Source organism: Paracidovorax valerianellae, assembly GCF_900102625.1.
Taxonomy (GTDB): domain Bacteria; phylum Pseudomonadota; class Gammaproteobacteria; order Burkholderiales; family Burkholderiaceae_C; genus Paracidovorax; species Paracidovorax valerianellae.
In genome coordinates, this window is the sequence record NZ_FMZC01000005.1 from 124,111 (window position 1) to 142,992 (window position 18,882).

14 protein-coding genes are annotated in these 18,882 nt (G+C 67.2%); 7 read left to right on the forward strand and 7 right to left on the reverse strand.

What is annotated here, in order from left to right:
- The first annotated feature begins 274 nt into the window (after positions 1–274).
- The 3 genes from BLT03_RS10530 (at position 275) to BLT03_RS10540 (ending at position 4,008) form a co-directional block, all read left to right on the forward strand.
- Entirely contained in the window at positions 275–3,121 is a 2,847-nt protein-coding gene (locus tag BLT03_RS10530) for an ankyrin repeat domain-containing protein (protein WP_175537725.1), read from the forward strand.
- Positions 3,122–3,362: 241 nt separating this feature from the next.
- Positions 3,363–3,548, forward strand: coding sequence for a DUF1328 family protein (locus tag BLT03_RS10535; protein WP_092743319.1), 186 nt, complete (start codon positions 3,363–3,365; stop codon positions 3,546–3,548).
- Between the two features lie 13 nt (positions 3,549–3,561).
- Positions 3,562–4,008, forward strand: coding sequence for a hemerythrin domain-containing protein (locus BLT03_RS10540; protein ID WP_092743321.1), 447 nt, complete (start codon positions 3,562–3,564; stop codon positions 4,006–4,008).
- Positions 4,009–4,052: 44 nt separating this feature from the next.
- Here BLT03_RS10540 and BLT03_RS10545 read toward each other — a convergent pair whose 3' ends face one another.
- Positions 4,053–4,736 (reverse strand): NUDIX hydrolase, encoded by a 684-nt coding sequence (locus tag BLT03_RS10545; protein WP_092743323.1) that lies wholly within the window; start codon positions 4,734–4,736, stop codon positions 4,053–4,055.
- Positions 4,737–4,914: 178 nt separating this feature from the next.
- On the opposite strand from BLT03_RS10545, the gene BLT03_RS10550 reads away from it, so the two are divergent.
- From BLT03_RS10550 to BLT03_RS10565, 4 genes are all read left to right on the forward strand, one after another.
- The gene (locus BLT03_RS10550; protein WP_092743325.1) at positions 4,915–5,778 is read left to right on the forward strand and encodes a cysteine hydrolase family protein; all 864 of its coding nucleotides are present in this window, start codon (positions 4,915–4,917) and stop codon (positions 5,776–5,778) included.
- 46 nt (positions 5,779–5,824) lie between these two features.
- Positions 5,825–7,015 (forward strand): nicotinate phosphoribosyltransferase, encoded by a 1,191-nt coding sequence (gene pncB, locus BLT03_RS10555; protein WP_092743327.1) that lies wholly within the window; start codon positions 5,825–5,827, stop codon positions 7,013–7,015.
- A 59-nt stretch (positions 7,016–7,074) separates the two neighbouring features.
- Entirely contained in the window at positions 7,075–8,778 is a 1,704-nt protein-coding gene (locus tag BLT03_RS10560; RefSeq protein WP_092743329.1) for an NAD+ synthase, read from the forward strand.
- Between the two features lie 231 nt (positions 8,779–9,009).
- A complete protein-coding gene (locus tag BLT03_RS10565) occupies positions 9,010–10,065 on the forward strand; it encodes a bifunctional nicotinamide-nucleotide adenylyltransferase/Nudix hydroxylase (RefSeq protein WP_092743583.1) in 1,056 nt (351 codons plus the stop codon).
- Positions 10,066–10,111: 46 nt separating this feature from the next.
- Here the strand turns inward: BLT03_RS10565 and BLT03_RS10570 are convergent, their stop codons facing one another.
- The 6 genes from BLT03_RS10570 to preA form a co-directional block, all read right to left on the reverse strand.
- Positions 10,112–11,698 carry a methyl-accepting chemotaxis protein gene (locus BLT03_RS10570; RefSeq protein WP_092743331.1) on the reverse strand — a complete coding sequence of 529 codons (1,587 nt, stop codon included), beginning with the start codon at positions 11,696–11,698 and terminating at the stop codon, positions 10,112–10,114.
- A gap of 203 nt (positions 11,699–11,901) precedes the next feature.
- The gene (locus tag BLT03_RS10575; protein WP_434802347.1) at positions 11,902–12,972 is read right to left on the reverse strand and encodes a peptidoglycan-binding protein; all 1,071 of its coding nucleotides are present in this window, start codon (positions 12,970–12,972) and stop codon (positions 11,902–11,904) included.
- Between the two features lie 203 nt (positions 12,973–13,175).
- Complete coding sequence (locus tag BLT03_RS10580; protein WP_092743335.1) at positions 13,176–14,432, reverse strand: Zn-dependent hydrolase; 1,257 nt, start codon at positions 14,430–14,432, stop codon at positions 13,176–13,178.
- Between the two features lie 23 nt (positions 14,433–14,455).
- Positions 14,456–15,913, reverse strand: coding sequence for a dihydropyrimidinase (gene hydA / locus BLT03_RS10585; RefSeq protein ID WP_092743337.1), 1,458 nt, complete (start codon positions 15,911–15,913; stop codon positions 14,456–14,458).
- A 34-nt stretch (positions 15,914–15,947) separates the two neighbouring features.
- A complete protein-coding gene (locus tag BLT03_RS10590) occupies positions 15,948–17,402 on the reverse strand; it encodes an NCS1 family nucleobase:cation symporter-1 (protein WP_092743339.1) in 1,455 nt (484 codons plus the stop codon).
- A gap of 75 nt (positions 17,403–17,477) precedes the next feature.
- Positions 17,478–18,830: an NAD-dependent dihydropyrimidine dehydrogenase subunit PreA gene (gene preA, locus BLT03_RS10595; protein WP_092743341.1), complete on the reverse strand. Its 1,353-nt coding sequence runs from the start codon at positions 18,828–18,830 to the stop codon at positions 17,478–17,480.
- Between the last annotated feature and the right edge of the window lie 52 nt (positions 18,831–18,882).

Genomic DNA, 18,882 nt, shown 5'->3' on the forward strand with positions numbered 1-18,882 from the left:
GTGCCTTGGCGACAGCTCACATCGCGCAGCGATGTGAAGGCCCGCAGGGGCCTGCCAACGCCAAAAGACCGACGAGGCCGTCGCACTGCACGCTGCCGCGGAGCGGTGAGGACGCACGCGGACACCGTGGCTCCCGGCCTCACGCAGGCTCATGTTGCGAAGCGATGTGAGCCTGCAACAGGTAAAGCAACAGCGGCAGCACTGCAACTGCTTCGCATGCGCGCACCATCCAAGCACGTCACTTCGTATGGTCTTGGCATCCCGGAAGCCGACCATGCAGATCGCACCTCAATTCCACAAACCACCCCGCGCGACCGCGGCTGCGGAGCCTTACGCGCCGCAAGCAGCCGTGCGTTACGAGCCGAGCCTTGACGGGACTTCGATTCCGGCTTTCGAAAAATCGGGGCGTGGCAAGCAGCTCATGACGCAGTACCGGGCAGGCATCGGCAAACTGAAAACCTTTCTCGAACAACATCCGTCCTCCAAATCCCAGCAGTCCATCGAGGCGCTGGACACCTTCAAAAGCCGGGTGGAAGGTGGCATGGCAGGACACTATTCCACGCAGATATCGCGCCTCTACGGCGAAGGCAAGGCCTCGCTGGACACGCTGTGCACGGCGGTGGCGGACCACACGATCCCGCTTTCGACACGCATGGAAATCATCGAGAACCTGGCGTCGGGATTGCTGGTCTGCTCCGAAGGCACCACCACCAACCTGATCATGGCCGCCCAGGACCTGAACCTGGCCAAAGGCTTGCACACCCACGCCAAAAGGGTCTGGGAAGACATGCTGAACCAGGCGCTGCGTGATTTCAGTCAGTCCAAACACAAGGGATTGGAAAACTACGCAGGCAACGAAATCCATTATGTGAACGGTTACCGCAATTTTCTGGCGGAGCAGTTCGGCGTCACGGAACGCAGCGACAGCTTCGTCGATGTGCGCACCGTCAGCGCCCATGCTCAGGAAGCCGCGGCGTTCGTGCAGGCCCGCGTAAACCCGGTCGAGTTGGTTCGACAGTTGGCCGACGAATGCCTGAGCGAGGTGAAGGAGCGTTTCAGGCAACACCTGGGCCGGCCGCTGACGCTGGAAACAGCGGCCCAATTGCACAAGGAGTACAGCGACTCCATGGCAGCCGGATTGCAAGGGCGATTCGGCTCGATTCCTGCCTGGGTCGTCATCTCGGAGCACGAGCCCACCGGCGATGAAGACGCACCCTATTCCGTCCTCGAGCAGCCCGTATTGCTCATGCGCGTCATCGCGAAGAACATGAAGGAACAGGGGCTGCTGGATAAAGAGAAGTTCGAGGTCGTCGATACCGCATTGACGGCCGAGGCCGACCGCAGGATCAAGCGCATCGCCGACGGAGATTTTTACGTCAAGGAGACGGACAAGGCCGGCGGCGTCGGCTACCGCGGCCTGCGCCTGTCCGACCTTTCTCCGGCCGTGGAGTGGCCGTCCGCGCTGCTCATGAGCGCCCTCACCGCGACCAAGGATCCAGAGGAACTGCGCGGCCTCGATCCCGCCAAGGTCTGGAACATGGTCCGCAATGGCACCTCGGCGGCGCACACCAACTGGCAAGCCGCACTGATGCATCCAGCATTGAAGCGCTACCGGGAAGCCTCCGCGGAAGCGGAATTCTTTCTGCTGAACCAGGCGGCGGAGGAAGTCGACAAACTTCCCGAGCAGGAACGGCCGCATGCCGTGGCGCAAAGCCTCATGGCCGGCGATCTGGCGCTGGCAAGCCTGCTGGTGGTTTTGCCCATGCCACCCTCATGGAGAGACCAGAATCAAAACACCCTGCTCCACCATGCCGTCGCGGCGGGAGCCGATTCGATCGCAACCCTGCTCGCCTCCGCAACGGCAGTGCAGGCGGTCAATGCGCGGGGCGACACACCCTTGATGCATGCGGCGCGCTACGGCCAAACCGCCATGGTCGACAAGCTGCTGGGCGCCAGCGCTTCAATCGATACCCGCAACAAGAAGGGAGAGACAGCCCTGTATCTGGCAGTGCAGGCAGGCGATGTGGCCTCCGTGGGCATCCTGGTGCAGGCGTCCCTCAAGGGCCCCAGAAGCCGCGGCATGCTGGACCAGAAATCCAGCACCGGCAGAACGCCGCTCATGGTGGCCGCCGCCGCTGGCAACGAGACCCTCGTGCAAATGCTGCACACAGCCGGAGCGCGCGTGGACCTGGCGAGCGACGAAGGCAAGACAGCGCTGCATGAGGCCGCACGCCAAGGCCGAATGGGGACGGCACGGCTGCTGCTGCAGGCGGGCGCCAAGCCCAATGCCTACACGGGATTGATGCACGGCGGCGTGACGCCGCTGATGGAGGCCCTCGACAACGGCCACTACGAAATGGCCGCCATGCTGGCGAGCCGCAGCCATTTGAACCAGCGCGACTGGCGCGGGGAATGCGCACTCATGCGGACCGTGGGGCAACAGAATATCCGCGCGGCAACGCTGCTGATCGATGCCAAGGCGAACGTCGATCGCGACACTCCGGAAGGCACCACACCGCTGATGCGGGCGGCGGAAACCGGCAACGTCGCGATCATGTCCCTGCTGCTGAAAGCGGGCGCGCACGCGGATCGCACAACCGAGTTCCGGTATTCCGCCCTCTTCGCGGCCGCAAAGAATGGCCACGCACCCGCTGTGGAACTTCTTTTGGGTGCGAAGGTGGATTCGACATCGACCGATAGAGACGGCCTGACGCCCTTCATGCTTGCGGCCCGCAATGGGCATGCCGAGGTCATGGAGACCTTGCTGAAGAAAGACGCTGCTGGCGACGTGAAAGCCACCCAGTTCTACGGAGAAAACGCCACCATGCTGGCAGCATCGAACGGCCACGCCGAAGTGATCGCACTGCTGTTGCGCCAAGGGATAGCAGGCAACCTCGAAAAATGGTCAGGCGATTCCTCCGAGACGGCCTTGACCCAGGCAGCGGCCAACGGACATGCGGAGGTGGTGAAACTGCTGCTGGACGCAGGAGCGCACGGCAGCCTGGGGCGAGCCGAGCGGTTGGCGAAATCGAAGGGCCATCCCAAGGTACTGCATCTGCTGGTCGAAGCCCGAACCGCCAATAAAAGAGCCAGCCAGTCGGCACCAGGCACGAGCGCCTGAGCCAAAACCGCCTCCATGTGTTTTTAGGTCAGCCATCGCCAGTACGGCGATTGCGGCTATCGCGGCCATGACTTGACCCGTCAAGTCCGGGTAGGCCCGATGGACAGAAGAAATTCTTTCCCGCCCGGCGCCGCGTGTACCTGCGCGCCTTTCCTACAGCCGCAGCCCCGCTCCACTGACGCTGGCAGCCCTGCCGCGCTGGAATGATCGCTCCACACCCCCATTCAACGGAGCTCTCACCATGCTGAAGTACGCCATCATCTTCGCCATCATTTCCCTCATCGCCGGCGCGCTGGGGTTCACCGGAGTCGCGGCAGGCGCGGCCGGTATCGCGAAGATCCTGTTCTTCATCTTCTTGGTCATCGCCGTGGTGTTCGTCGTGCTGGCCGTGCTGGGCATCGGCGCTGCGCGCAAGGCCTTGAAGTAAGGCGGCACGGCGCATGAACATTTTCGAAGCCCTGCGCGAGAGCCACGAGCGGCAGCGCGAGATGGTCCGCAAGGTGGAGGCCACCAGCGGCGACACGCCCGAGCGGCACGAATGCTTCATCGAGCTCAAGCGCGAGCTGGCGGCCCATGAGCTGGCGGAAGACCGCCACTTCTACCGGCCGCTGATGGAGCACGACGCGGGCATCGACCTGTCGCGCCACGCCATCGCGGAGCACCACGCCCTCGACGAACTGGTCGAGGACCTGGAAGCGGCCGACCCGAGCAGTTCCGCCTGGCTGGCGATTGCCAAGAAGCTGGGCGAGAAGGTGCACCACCACCTGGAGGAAGAGGAGCACCGCTTCTTCCAGATGGCCGGCAAGCTGCTCACGGAAAAGCAGAAGACCGAACTGGCCAAGCAGTACCTGCAGACCTACGAAGAGACCAAGGCCGTTCCGGCCTGACACGCCGATTGCTCTCAAAACGCCCCGCAAGGGGCTTTTTCACGTCAGAGCCCGCGGGCCGACAGCGCGAGCGTGCGGCGAAACGCCGGCCGCAGGCGGTACAGCTGCGCGGGGCGGTGCGCACCGCCCTGCACCATGCCACCGGGCACAGGCTCCAGCATGCCCAGCTCTTCCATCTTGCGGCGAAAGCTCACCTTGTTGATCGCCTCGCCGAGCACCGCCTCGTACACGGTCTGGAGCTGCGGCAGAGTGAACGACTCGCCGCACAGGTGCACGGGCAGCGAGGAATAAAGGCTTTTGCTGCGCACGCGCGCCAGGGCGGCGTCCACCATCGCGCGGTGATCGAACGGCAGGGATGGCAAGGCATCCACCGGCACGAGCTTCACGCCCTGCCGCGGCGGCAACCCACCCAGCGCCTCCAAGGGCACCAGCGCGCAATAGGCCACGGCCAGCGACCAGCCCCGCGGGTCGCGCGCCAGGCCCGAGAACGTGGCGAGCTGTTCCAGATAGGGGCTCTGCAGCCCGGCCTTGTCGCGCAGCACGCGCGCGGCGCTGGCCTGGGTGTCGGCATCGTCCTGCGCATGGATGTAGCCGCCCGGCAGGGCCCAGGCTCCGGCGTATGGCGCCTTGTCGCGGCGCACGAGCAGCACGTGGAGCGCGCCGCCCTGCAGCGTGAGCAGCACGGTATCGACAGTGCAGATGATGGCGGGCGGGGCGTTGGCGGACATCGGGGTCGCAGTTATGTGCAGGAATGGACGAACAAGCCTATCACCTCGATGCGGATAGCAGTGCTCCTCAGCCTATTTCGGTCGATCGAAATCTACAAACACGTGGTCACACCCACTTAGTTGCAAAATCAAACTAAGAGGCTTAGACTCCGTTCATCGCATCAAGGACCTTGCCACCATGACCCGCCCTTCGACGACCCAGCTGCTGCTGATCGACCCGCAGAACGATTTTTGCGACCTGCCCACGACGTGGCAGCCGGAGCATCCGATCAACGGCCAACCGATGGCGCCGACGCTTCCCGTGGCGGGCGCCCATGCCGACCTGCAGCGGCTGGCGGCCTTCATCCGCCAGGCGGGCGGCCAACTGGACGGCATCACCGTCACGCTCGATTCGCACCAGCGCTACGACGTGGCCCATCCCACGTTCTGGCGCCAGGGAGACGGCGGCGAGTTCGCCCCGTTCACGCCCATCACGGCGGCGCAGGTGCGTGCCGGCGCCTTCGTGCCGCGCGACGCCGGCGCAGTGGCCCGCGTGCTCGCCTATCTGGATGCGCTGGAGTCGCAGGGCCGCTACACGCTGATGGTGTGGCCCGTGCACTGCGAGATCGGCAGTTGGGGCCATGGCGTGCATGCCGATGTGCTGGCCGCTTGCGGCGCATGGCAGGCGCAGCACCAGCGCGCGGTGCACAACGTGTTCAAGGGCACCAACCCGTGGACCGAGCACTACAGCGCCATCGAGGCCGAGGTGCCCGACGCCGACGACCCGGCCACGGCCCTCAACACCCGGCTGCTGCATGCGCTGGGCACGGCGGACCGCCTCGTCATCGCGGGCGAGGCCGGCAGCCACTGCGTGCGCGCCACCACCGAGCACATCGTGCAGCACCTGCCCCGCCTGCAACCGGGCTGGCACGCCGGGCGCATCGTGCTGCTGACCGACTGCATGAGCCCGGTGGCCGGCTTCGAGACACAGCAGCAGGACTTTCTCCAAGCCATGCGCGTCCAGGGGGCGCAATTGGCCCGCAGTGATGAAATCAGCCTCTAGCGCATATTCCATCCCGGTCACCACTCCTAAAACAATAGCAAACGCCATGCAACCCGTCATCACCAGCCTGCTCGATACCGACCTCTACAAGTTCACGATGTGGCAGGCGCTGCTGCACAGCCATCCGCAGACGCAGGCGGAGTACCGCTACGTGTGCCGCAACCGCCCGGCCTACCCGCTCGCCGAGTTGCTGGGCGAGGTGAACACCGCGCTCGACCAGTTGTGCGCGCTGCGGTTCTCGGCCGGCGAACTGGACTATCTGGCAGGGCTGCGCTTCATCAAGAGCGATTTCGTGGACTTTCTGCGGCTGTTCCAGTTCCAGCGCGCGTTCATCTACGCGCGGGCCGATGGCGACGACCTGCACATCGTGGCGCGCGGCCCGCAGGTGCATGTGATGGGCTTCGAGATCTTTGTGCTGGCGATCGTGAACGAGCTGTATTTCCGCCGTTTCGACCCCGCGGCGGCGCTGGCCGAAGGGCGCCGCCGGCTGGCGGAAAAGATCGCGCACGTGCAGGCGCTGGCCGGCGAGCCCGAGCGGGCGCACCCGTTCGAGATGTTCGACTTCGGCCTGCGCCGGCGCTACAGCGGCGCGTGGCAGCGCGAGGTGGTGCAGGCGTTCGCGCAGCAGGCGCCGCAGTGGTTCAAGGGCACCTCCAACGTGATGCTGGCGCGCGACCTGAACCTGGTTCCCATCGGCACCATGGCGCACGAGTACCTGCAGACCTACCAGGCGCTGGGCGTGCGGCTGCGCGACTTCCAGAAGGCGGCGCTGGAGGACTGGGTGCAGGAGTACCGGGGCGACCTCGGGATCGCGCTGACCGACACCGTGGGCATGGATGCCTTCCTGGCCGACTTCGACCTGTACTTCGCCAAGCTCTTCGACGGCCTGCGCCACGACTCGGGCGACCCGGTGGTCTGGGGCGAGAAGGCGCTGGCGCACTATGCCCGCCTGCGCATCGACGCGCACACCAAGCGGCTCGTGTTCTCCGACGGGCTGAACGTGGACAAGGCGCTGTCGCTGCACCGGCATTTCAGCGACCGCGTGCAACTGGGCTTCGGCATCGGCACGCAGCTCACCAACGACATGGGCGTGGCGCCGCTCAACATCGTGATGAAAATCACCCGCGCCAACGGCCAGCCGGTGGCCAAGCTCTCCGACAGCCCGGGCAAGACGCTGTGCGACGATGAAACCTACCTGGCCTACCTGCGGCAGGTGTTCAACGTGCGCCCCGAGTGACCCGCCACCCGGCACCCTGAACCGAAGCGACCGACGCAAGAACACGAAGGAAACCAACCATGCTCCGCATCACCCTGGCCCAGCTCAATCTCACCGTGGGCGACATCGAAGGCAACGTCGAACGAATGATCGGCGCTGCGCAGCAGGCCGCGGCCGCGCAGTCCGACCTGGTGGTGTTTTCCGAACTTTCGCTGTGCGGCTACTACCCCGGCGACATGCTGGACGAGCCGGCCTTTCTCGAACGGCTGGACGCGGGCCTGGCGCGGCTGTGCCAGGCATCGGCCGGCATGCCCGCGCTGCACTGGGTGGTGGGCATGCCGGTGCGCACGCCGGGGCCGGGCAAGCGGCTGCACAACGCGCTGCGCGTGCTGCGGGCCGGCGAGGTGCGGCTGTCATACGCCAAGCAACTGCTGCCCACCTACAACATCTTCGACGAGCGCCGCCATTTCGAGCCCGGGCCCGACGTGGCGAAGGTGCTGCGCATCGGCACGTCGCAGGTCGGCTTCCTGGTGTGCGAGGACGGCTGGAACGACGCCGGCGCCGACTACCTGACCAACCCCTTCCAGCGCATGGCCGATGCCGCGCCGGACCTGGTGGTGAGCATCAACGCGAGCCCCAGCCACATCGGCAAGCGCGAACTGCGCCACGAGGTGTTCGGCGATGCGGCGCGCCGCCATGGCCTGCCGATCGTGTACGTGAACCAGGTCGGCGGGCACGACCAGGTGGTGTATGACGGCGCATCCTTCGCGGTGGAGCCGGAGGATGGCGTGGTGTTCGAGGCCCGCCGCTTCGAGGAAGACGTGTCCACCGTGCAGTTGCTGGACAGCGGGCACTTCGCCCGGCTGGACGGCTCCGACCTGCCGCCCGTGCCGCGCGAAGGGCTGCCCACCATGGCGTTCTATCGCCAGCAGATCGTGCTGGGCCTGCGCGACTATGCGCGCCGCTGCGGCTTCACCCAGGTGGTGGTGGGCAGTTCGGGCGGCATCGACAGCGCGCTCACGCTCGCGCTGGCGGCCGAAGCGCTCGGGCCAGAGAACGTGGTGGGCATCACCATGCCGTCGCACTTCTCGTCGAGCGGATCGGTGGACGATTCGGTGCAGCTGTGCCGCAACCTGGGCGTGGTGCTGCACACGCACCCCATCGCCGAACTGGTAGCGGTTTTTTCGAAGCAGTTCGAGGCCAGCTTCGGCCAACCGCTGCGCGGGCTGCCGCTGGAGAACGTGCAGGCGCGCATCCGCGGCACGACGCTGATGGAGTATTCGAACGCCTTCGGGCACCTGCTGCTCACCACCGGCAACAAGTCGGAGATCTCGGTGGGCTACTGCACGCTGTATGGCGACACCAACGGCGGCCTGGGGCTGCTGGGCGACCTGTACAAGACCGAGATTTTCGAGCTGTCGCGCCACGTGAACGAGAACGCGGGCCGCGAGCTGATTCCGCAGGCCATCATCGACAAGCCGCCTTCGGCCGAGCTCGCCCCCGGCCAGAAGGACGAAGACAGCCTGCCGCCCTACCCGGTGCTGGACGAGATCCTGAAGCTGCTCATCGAGGGCGAGGGCCTGTCGCGCGCCGAGTACGCATCGGCCCACGCCTTCGCCGCCCAGTTGCGCACCAGCGAAGAAGGCCGGGCGCTCGCCCACCGGGTGCGCATGATGGTGGCGCGCAGCGAGTACAAGCGGCGCCAGGCCCCGCCGATCGTGCGCGTGCGCGCCAAGGCGTTCGGCACGGGGCGGCAGATGCCCATCGCCGCGCGGTACGTGTGAGCCGGTGGGCAGACGTTGCAGGGGCCCAGGGGCCATGCATCAAAAAGGCATCCAGCGCAATAAACACTAGGGTGCATAGCTATTATTTTTATAGCAAACGCTTTGACACGCTTCCAGCAGGCTGCGGCGGGGTTTCTGGCCGCACAGGCCGCCCGCCCCGGCCATGCCGGCTACATTCGCAGCAGCCCCGACGGCGCCGCTCACGGCACGGGGAGCCCAACCGGAACACACATGTACGACACCGCCATCTACATCGGCCGCTTCGAGCCCGTCCACAACGGCCACCTGGCCCTTTTGCAGCGCGCGCTGGACAGCGCCAAGACCGTGATCGTGGTCATGGGCTCGGCCTGGCAGGCACGCTCGCCCAAGAACCCGTTCACCTGGGCCGAACGTGAATCCATGCTGCGCAACGCCCTGCCCCAGGCCGACCGCGCCCGGCTGACCGTGCTGCCCGTGCGCGACTACTACAACGAAGCCCTGTGGGTGGCGGCCGTGCTGCGTGCCGTGTCCAACCACGTGCTGCCCGATGCGCGCATCGGCCTGGTGGGTCACTTCAAGGACGCGACCAGCAGCTACCTGGATGCGTTCCCGGGCTGGTCGCTCATCCCGATGGAGCGCCACGGCACCATCGACGCCACCGCCATCCGCGACGCGTACTTTGGCGCGTCGCCGCAGGGCGTGCTGACGGCGCTGGGCCCGCTGGCCGACCAGGTGCCGGCCAGCACGCTCGAATTTCTGGACGTGTTCGCGCAGCAGCCGCACTACGCCGCCTTGCAGGAAGAGTGGCGCGTGCTGCGCAGCTACCGCGAGTCGTGGGCGCAGGCGCCCTACGCGCCGGTGTTCGTCACCGTGGACGCGGTGCTGCGCTGCCAGGACCACGTGCTCATCATCCGCCGCGCGCATGCCCCGGGCAAAGGCCAGTTGGCCATGCCCGGCGGCTTCATCGAGCAACGCGAAACGCTGTGGCAGTCATGCCTGCGCGAGCTGGCGGAAGAAACGCATTGCGACGTGCCCGCCGCCACCCTGCGCCGCGCGCTGCGCGCCACCGCCGTGTTCGACCACCCCGACCGCAGCCAGCGCGGGCGCACCATCACGCACGCGCACTACTTCGATCTGGGCGATGCGCCCTTCCCCGCCGTGCAGGCCGACGACGACGCCATGCAGGTGCAATGGACGCCCATCGCCGAGCTGGCCGCGATGGAAGAGGCCTTCTTCGAAGACCACTTCCACATGCTGGACCACTTCCTGAATCTGACCGGCGACCGCGGCGCCGACGCCGTGGCCTGAGCCCCGCGGGCGGCGCGTGAAGCGCCGCCACTGGGCGCGCGGCCGGTCAGCGCAGCGCGCGCGGTGCCGGGGCGGCCGGCGCCAGCAGGGCAGCGCCTGCGCTGTCGTCCTGCGCCACGCGGAACTGGTCCACGGTATGTGCCAGCGCCTGGGCCTGGTGGCTGAGCGATTGCGCCGCCGCCAGGGCCTCTTCGACCAGCGCGGCGTTCTGCTGCGTGCCCTGGTCCATCTGGGAGACGGCCTGGTTCACCTGGGCGATGCCCGCGCTTTGCTCGGCGCTGGCCGCGCTGATCTCGCCCACCATGGAGGTGACGCGCTGCACGCCCTCCACGATCTCGCGCATGGTGGCGCCGGCTTCCTTGACCAGTTGCGTGCCCACGCCGACCTTGGCGACCGAGTCGTCGATCAGCCCCTTGATCTCTTTCGCGGCGGCGGCGCTGCGCTGCGCCAGGCTGCGCACCTCGGAAGCGACCACGGCGAAGCCCCGGCCCTGCTCGCCCGCGCGGGCGGCTTCCACGGCGGCATTGAGCGCCAGGATGTTGGTCTGGAAGGCGATGCCGTCGATCACGCCGATGATGTCCACGATCTTGCGCGACGAGGCATCGATGGAGCCCATGGTGTCCACCACCTGATCGACCACCGCGCCGCCGCGCACGGCCACGCCCGAGGCGGACACGGCCAGCTCGTTGGCGCGGCGTGCGTTGTCGGCGTTCTGCTGCACGGTGGAGGTCAGCTCTTCCATCGAAGCGGCGGTCTGCTGCAGGGCGCTGGCCTGCGACTCGGTGCGTGACGAAAGGTCGCCGTTGCCCGAGGCGATCTCGGCCGACGCGGTGGTGATCGAACCGGTGCTGTCGCGCACCTGCTGCACCAGCCGCGCCAGGTTGTCGCGCATGACGCGGATGGCATGCAGGATGCTGGTGGAGTCGCCGGGCCGGGTATGCACGTCCACGGCCAGGTTGCCGTCGGCGATCTGCCGCACCACTTCGGCCGCGTACTGCGGCTCGCCGCCCAACTGCCGCACCAGCGTGCGCAGCATGTCCCACGCCAGCGCCACCAGCACGAGCATCAGCACCGCGCCGATGGACAGCAGGATGGCCGTGTTGCGCCAGAAGGCCTGGTCGATGTCGTCGATGTAGTCGCCGAACCCGATGATCCAGTCCCAGGGCTCGAAATGGATGATGGCGTAGAGCTTTTCGACCTCTTCCTTGGCGCCGGGCCGGGTGCCGTTGGCGATCACCGTGCCGATGGTCTTGCCCTGCAGCGCGGCGCGGTAGCGTACGCCGGCCTCCTTGCCCACCTTGGCATCGACGATGCCGACGCGCTTGGGGTTGGGGTGCACGTAGTTCACGTCGTCGCTGAAGCCGCGCACGAAGAAATACTGGTCACCCTTGTGAAAGCTGCCGATGGCGCGCTTGGCCTCTTTCAAGGCGTCTTCATGGGACAGCTGGCCGGCTTTTTCCAGGTCATAGGCCTTCTGCGCGGCCGCGTGGGCCAGCACCACCAGGGTGGAAAGCTGATTGGTGCGCTCGGTCATCATGGACTGGCGCAAGGTGGTCAGGGCCACCGCCGACAACACGACCAGCCCCAGCAGGGTGGCCCCGCACAGCAGCAAGATGCGCGTGCGTAATTTCATGGCAATTCTCCAAAATCGTTTACAAAAAGAAACAACGATAAGGGAAACGGTCATGGATGAGCGGGGCTAAAAGCCCGCTTTCCGTGTGCCTTGATGCGTGCGCGCAACGGGCATTGGCCCCTGCCGCGGCCCCGTTGCACGGCAGACGCGGCTCTGGCGCCAAACGCCCCCACCGCTGGGGGAAAGGGCGTCGGAAAGGCCCTTTACTGGCTGAGCTGCGCTGCGGTGGCGGCGTCGAGGCGGCCGGTCACAGGCAGGCCGCGCTCTTTCTGGAAGGCGCGCAGGGCCGCGGCCGTCTTCGCGCCCATGGCGCCGTCCGGCGTGCCGGTGTCGTGCCCCAGCGCGTTCAGCTTGGCCTGCGCATCGCGCAGCGACATGCCACCGGTGGCGGACACGGGCTGGGCCCGGGGTGCCGAGGTTTGCGAGGGCGCGGCGCCGCCGTCCACTCCCAGGCGACCGCCCCCGCCCAGGCCTTGGCCCTTCACCGACTGGGCCTTGTAGCTGCGAAGCGACCGCACCATCTGGTTGAAGGCGTCCATGAAGGCCGCGGAGATCACCTTGCCTTCGGCGGTGTTGCTGTAGCCGCCCAGGCGCGCGCCGCCCGAGCCGCCGAACAGTTGGCCCATCGCGCCGAAGTCGGTCTTGGAGGCGCTGCCTTCGGATGCCGCCACCTGAACGCCGGACCGGTGGTCGATGAGGGTGAGCATCGCGCTCGCCTCCTTGGTGTTCAGGCTGCCGCCCAGCACGGCGAGCAGCCCGCCCGCGCGCCCGCCCACCAAGCCGCCGAGCGATGCGGAGGCACCGCCGGCGTTGTCGTTGTGGAACACGATCTCGGGCGACATGCCGTAGTCGGAGGCGACCATCTGGCCCTTGCCGAAGTTGCTGCCGCCGCGCATTTCGCCGGACTGCATGATGGCGCGCTCGCGGTCCATGGCCGTCATGCCGGCCGCGCCGCGCTCGATCACGACGAAGCAGTTGGACTGCTGCACCAGCAGGCGCAGCAGGTTGGCGGTGGGCGGCAGGCGGTACTCGTTGCGCAGGATGGTGTACCAGCCGGCCTGCTGGTTTTCGATGAGCGAGACGGTGCCCAGCGGCGATTCGCAGCGTTCCAGTTCGCTGCTGGCGCCCTGGGTGGCGCCGCCGGCGGCGCTGCCCGTGGCCACGGTCTTGGCGTCGGGGCTGCCCATGCGCATGTTGGTGGTCTCGCAGCCGGCCAGCGCCAGGGCGGCGGCCACGGTCGCGGCGACGAGGGAGGTGCGGGAAATGCGGGAGATGGGGGCGGGCGAGAACGCGGAGGCTGGGGCAGAGGCTGGGGCTGGGGCTGGCTGGCCAGCGCGCAGGGTCGGTGTCGTCATGGGAGGCATCGCTTCAAGCAAAGCGATGGACGTTATGCGCACCGGCCCGGCGCCACAACCCTACCGTGGGAGGGTTGCTGTAACACCGCCGCAGGCGGCCCGCGCCGGGCACGCGCTGCGAATCAGGTGCCCGCGCGTTCCAGCATGGCGTGCAGCAGCACGTTGCAGCCGGCGGTGATGTGCTCGGGCTTCGCGTCTTCGATCTCGTTGTGGCTGATGCCGTCCTTGCACGGAATGAACACCATGCCGGCCGGCGCCAGGCGTGCCATGTACACCGCGTCATGCCCCGCGCCCGACACCGCAGGCATGTGGCTGTAGCCCAGGCTGGCGGCGGCGCGGCCGACCGCGTCCACACAGTCGGGGTGGAACACCTGCGCGGGGTAGCTGGACACCAGGTCGATCTGGATCGGCAGGCCGGTTTCGGCGGTGAGGCGGGCCGCCACATCGCGAATGTCCCGGTCCATGCTTTCGCAATCGGCATCGGTGGCGTTGCGCAAGTCGATGCTGAACTTGACCTGGCCCGGAATCACGTTGCGGCTGTTGGGGTGCACCTGCACCATGCCGACCGTGCCGCGTCCGTGCGGCGGGTGCCGGTGGGCGCAGGCCACCACTTCCTGCATCAGGCGCGTGGCGACCTGCAGCGCGTCCTTGCGCAGCGCCATGGGCGTGGGGCCGGCGTGGGCTTCCATGCCGGTCACCGTGCAGTCGTACCAGCGGATGCCGAGCACGCCGGTCACCACGCCGATGGTCTTGTCGTTGTCCTCCAGCACCGGCCCCTGCTCGATGTGGGTTTCGAAATACGCACCGATGGGGTGGTCGCCCGGCACCTGGTCGCCCACGTAGCCGATGCGCTCCAGTTCGCCCTTGACGGTCTTGCCCTCGGTGTCGGTGGCGGCGTAGGCGTGCTCCAGCGTGAAGGCCTTGGCGAACACGCCCGAGCCCATCATCACGGGCACGAACCGCGAGCCCTCTTCATTGGTCCAGAAGGCGACTTCGATCGGCGCTTCGGTCTCGATGCCGTGGTCGTTCAGGGTGCGCACCACTTCGATGCCGGCCAGCACGCCATAGTTGCCGTCGAACTTGCCGCCCGTGGGCTGGGTGTCGATGTGGCTGCCGGTCATGATGGGCGGCAGGCTGTTGTCGCGCCCGGCGCGGCGCATGAAGCCGTTGCCGATCTGGTCGATGGTGACGGTCATGCCGGCCTCGCGTGCCCAGCGGGTGACGAGGTCGCGGCCCTGCTTGTCCAGGTCGGTCAGGGTGAGGCGGCAGACTCCGCCTTTCGGGGTGGCGCCGATCTGCGCCAGCTCCATGAGCGAATCCCAGAGGCGCTCGCCGTTGATGCGCAGCTGGCGGATGTCAGTCTTGGCTTTCGTGTCCATGGTGGGCTCCTGCAAAAGGGGAATCAACGGGCAACCGCCGTGGGGGCCAGGTCGTGCGCGCGCCGCTGCACGGCCTGGAAGTTGGCGCCGAACGCCGGCCGGGGCACATAGCGGCCCGCGCCGGGCTCGGCCCGCAAGTCGCCATGGGCGTACACCACGCGGCCCTGGCTGACGGTGTGGCTCGGAATGCCGCGCACGGTGCGACCTTCGAAAATGTTGAAGTCGCCCTTGCTGTGCTGCGTCTTGGCTGAAAACGTCTTGGTGCCTTCGGGGTCCCACAGCACCAGGTCGGCATCGGCCCCGGCGCCGACGAAGCCTTTGCGCGGGTACAGGTTGAACAGCTTGGCCGCGTTGGCGGAGGTAATGGCGACGAACTCCGAGGGCGTGAGCCGGCCGGTGTTGACGCCGCCGTCCCAGATGGCGGCCATGCGCTCTTCCACGCCGCCCGTGCCGTTGGGGATCTTGGCGAAGTTGTCGCGGCCCATGGCCTTTTGCTCGGCGCAGAAGGTGCAGTGGTCGGTCGCGGTGGTGTGCAATTGGCCCGACTGCAGGCCACGCCAGAGCGCCTCCTGGTGGCCGCCCGAACGGGGGCGGAACGGCGGGCTCATCACATGGGCGGCAGCGGTGGCGAAGTCGGGGTCGCGGTACACGCTGTCGTCCAGCAGCAGGTGCCCGGCCAGCACCTCGCCGTACACGCGCTGGCCCCGCAGGCGGGCCCGGGCGATGGCATCGGCCGCCTCCATGCAGCTCACGTGGACGACGTAGATGGGCACGCCCAGCACGTCGGCGATGGCGATGGCGCGGTTGGCGGCCTCGGCCTCCACCATGGGCGGGCGGGCGAGCGGATGGCCTTCGGGGCCGGTGATGCCCATCTTGGCCACTTCCTGCTGCAGCAGGTACACCAGTTCGCCGTTCTCGGCATGCACGGTGGGCATGGCACCCAGCTCCAGCGCGCGCTTGAAGCTGTTCACCAGGGTTTCGTCGTCGCACATGATGGCGTTCTTGTAGGCCATGAAGTGCTTGAAGCTGTTGATGCCCTCCTCCTGCACCAGCGTGCCCATGTCGGCGCGCACCTGCTCGCTCCACCAGGTGACGGCGACATGGAAGCCGTAGTCGGATGCCGACTTCTCGGCCCAGCCGCGCCACTTGCGGTAGGCGTCCATCATCGGCTCCTGCGGGTCGGGAATGACGAAGTCGATGATGCTGGTGGTGCCGCCTGCCAGCCCGGCGGCGGTGCCGGTGAAGAAGTCGTCCATGGTGACGGTGCCCATGAACGGCAGCTGCATATGCGTGTGCGGGTCGATTCCGCCGGGCAGCACGTACTGCCCGCCGGCATCGAGCACCTGCGCGCCGGCCGGCACCTGCGCGGCCAGGTCGTCGCCCACGGCGGCGATGCGGCCATCCACGCACAGCACATCGGCGCGTTGCTCGCGGTCGGCGTTGACGACCGTGCCGCCACGGATGAAGAGGGCTTGGCTCATGGAATCTCCTTGAAGGTGGGCCGGGCGCGGCGGGTCAGCGCCGCTTGGCCGTCAGAAAGTAATACGTGCCCGCCACGGCCAGGCTGAAGAACCAGCCCGAATCGAACAGCGCCAGCCAGACGCCGGGCATGGTGGCCTTGTCCAGCACGCCCGACACGGCCAGATACCCGGGCAGGCAAGGCAATACGCCGAGCAGGAACGCGACGAGCGCGTGCAGGTTCCAGCCGTTGGTGTATTCGTATTCGCCGCCTCGGCGATAGAGGTCGTCCACCTTCAGCACGGTCTTGCGCACCAGGTAGTAGTCCACGAGCAGAATGCCGGCGATGGCGCCCAGCAGCGTGCCGTAGCCGCCCAGCCAGGTGAACAGGTAGCCGCCCGAGGTGGCCAGCAGTTTCCAGGGCATGAACAAGAGCCCGATCAGCGCGGCGATGAGCCCGCCCATGCGAAAGCTCACCTTCGAGGGCGCGATCTGGCTGAAGTCATACGACGGCGACACCAGGTTGGCGGCCACGTTGGTGGTCAGGTTGGCCAGCAGGATGACCAGCAAACCCAGCCCCGAGGCCACGCTGCCCATCTGCGTGAGCAACCCGTCGGGAAAGAGCTGCGCCTTGCCGTAGAGGATGGCCGAGGCGGAGAACCCGATCACCCCCACCATCGAAAACAGCGCCATCGGAATCGGCAGGCCGATGGCCTGGCCCAGCAACTGGTCCTTCTGCGAGCGGGCGAAGCGGGTGAAATCGGGAATGTTGAGCGCCAGCGTTGCCCAGAAGCCCACCAGCCCCGTGAGCGCCGCCCAGGTCTTGGGGCCGCCCTCGACCACCTTGGCCGGCAGGTTGAAAAGCTGCGCGGGCGGCACGCGCATCAGCAGCACCACGACCAGCAGCACCGAGGCGGCGATCATCAGTGGCGCGGCGATCACTTCCAGCTTGCGGATCGACTCGGGGCCCTTCCAGATGAACCAGATGTGCACAGCCCAGAACGCCAGGAAGCACACGAGCTGCGAGGTGCTGATGGTCTGCCCGTCGGCCGGCCCCACGAGCTGCAAGCCGAGGATGTTGAGGAACCCGTGCAGCGCCAGCGCCCCGAAATAGCAATTGATGGAGAACCAGCCGCAGGCCACCAGCCCACGCAATACCGCCGGCAGGTTGGCCCCTTTGACGCCGAACGATGCCCGAGCCAGCACCGGAAACGGCACGCCGTATTTCGGCCCCACCCGCCCGATGAGCAGCATGGGCACGAGCACGATGCAGTTGGCCAGGAACACGAGCCACACCGCCATCTGCCAGGAAAAGCCCTGGTCCAGCATGGAACTGGCCATGGTGTACGTGGGCACGCAGACGACCATGCCGACCCACAGCGCCGCATAGTCCTTCCAGCCCCAATGCCGCTGGGCGGCGGTGGTGGGCAGCAGGTCTTCGTTGGCCAGCGGGTTGAGCGCGCCCGCCGGGGCATGGCCGGGCGCGGTGGCGGCGCCGGAAGGATGGGTCATGTCGTCTCTCCTGTGTGCAACGGGGATACGGGAAATCCAGGCCCGATCAGGTTATTCGATTCAGGCCACTGCGATTCAAGCCACTGCCGTTGCGGCCGCTTGAGGGGCAGGGGCGGCCACCGCGGGCTGCGCGCGCTGGGGGTTGTTGGGGTGCACCGTCCAGTCGGCATGCTCGCCCGTCACCACCTTGCCGGTGCGCGCATCGACTTCGCCGGGCGCAAGGCTGCGCAGCGTGATGCACTCCGGCACCGGGCAGATCGACACGCACAGGTTGCAGCCCACGCATTCGGCTTCGTTCACCTCGAACAACCGCACGCCGCCTTCCTTGGTGAAGGTGATGGCCTGGTGGGAAGTGTCTTCGCACACCACGTGGCAGCGGCCGCACTGGATGCACGAGTCCTGGTCGATGACGGCCTTGTCGATGTGGTTGAGGTTGAGCTGCTTCCAGTCCTTGACGGTCGGCACGGCCTGGCCGCGAAAGTCTTCCAGCGTGCGGTAGCCGTGCGCATCCATGAAGTTGGACAGGCCGTCGCACATGTCCTGCACGATCTTGAACCCGTACACCATGGCGGCGGTGCAAACCTGCACGGTGCCGCAGCCCAGGGCGATGTATTCGGCCGCATCGCGCCAGGTGGAGATGCCGCCGATGCCGCTGATGGGCAGGCCGGCGGTCTGGGCGTCCCGCGCGATCTCGGCCACCATGTTGAGCGCGATGGGCTTGACCGCCGGGCCGCAATAGCCGCCGTGCGAGCCCAGGCCGCCGGTGTTCGGGCTCATGGCCATGCGTTCCAGGTCCACGCCCATGATCGAGTTGATGGTGTTGATGAGCGACACCGCATCCGCCCCGCCCGCCTTGGCGGCGCGCGCGGGCTGGCGCACGTCGGTGATGTTGGGCGTGAGCTTCACGATCACGGGCAGCCGGCTGTAGTGCTTGCACCATGCCGTCACCATCTGGATGTATTCGGGCACCTGCCCCACCGCCGCGCCCATGCCGCGCTCGCTCATCCCGTGCGGGCAGCCGAAGTTCAGCTCGATGCCGTCGGCGCCCACGTCTTCGACCATCGGCAGGATGCGCTTCCAGCTCTCTTCCACGCACGGCACCATGAGCGAGACGATCATGGCGCGGTCGGGCCAGTTGCGCTTGACGCGGCGGATCTCGTCCAGGTTGGTCTGCAGCGGCCGGTCGGTGATGAGCTCGATATTGTTGAGCCCGATCACGCGGCGGTCCTGCGACATCAGCGTGCCGTAGCGCGGGCCGTTCACGTTGACCACGTGCGGGTCTTCGCCCAGCGTCTTCCAGACCACGCCGCCCCAGCCGGCTTCGAACGCGCGGGTGACGTTGACCTCCTTGTCGGTCGGGGGCGCGGAAGCCAGCCAGAACGGGTTGGGGCTCTGGATGCCGAGAAAGCTGCTGCGAATGTCTGCCATGGGAATTGCTCCGGTGGTACGGGGTGTTCGATGAGAGAAGCCGCGGCCGTCG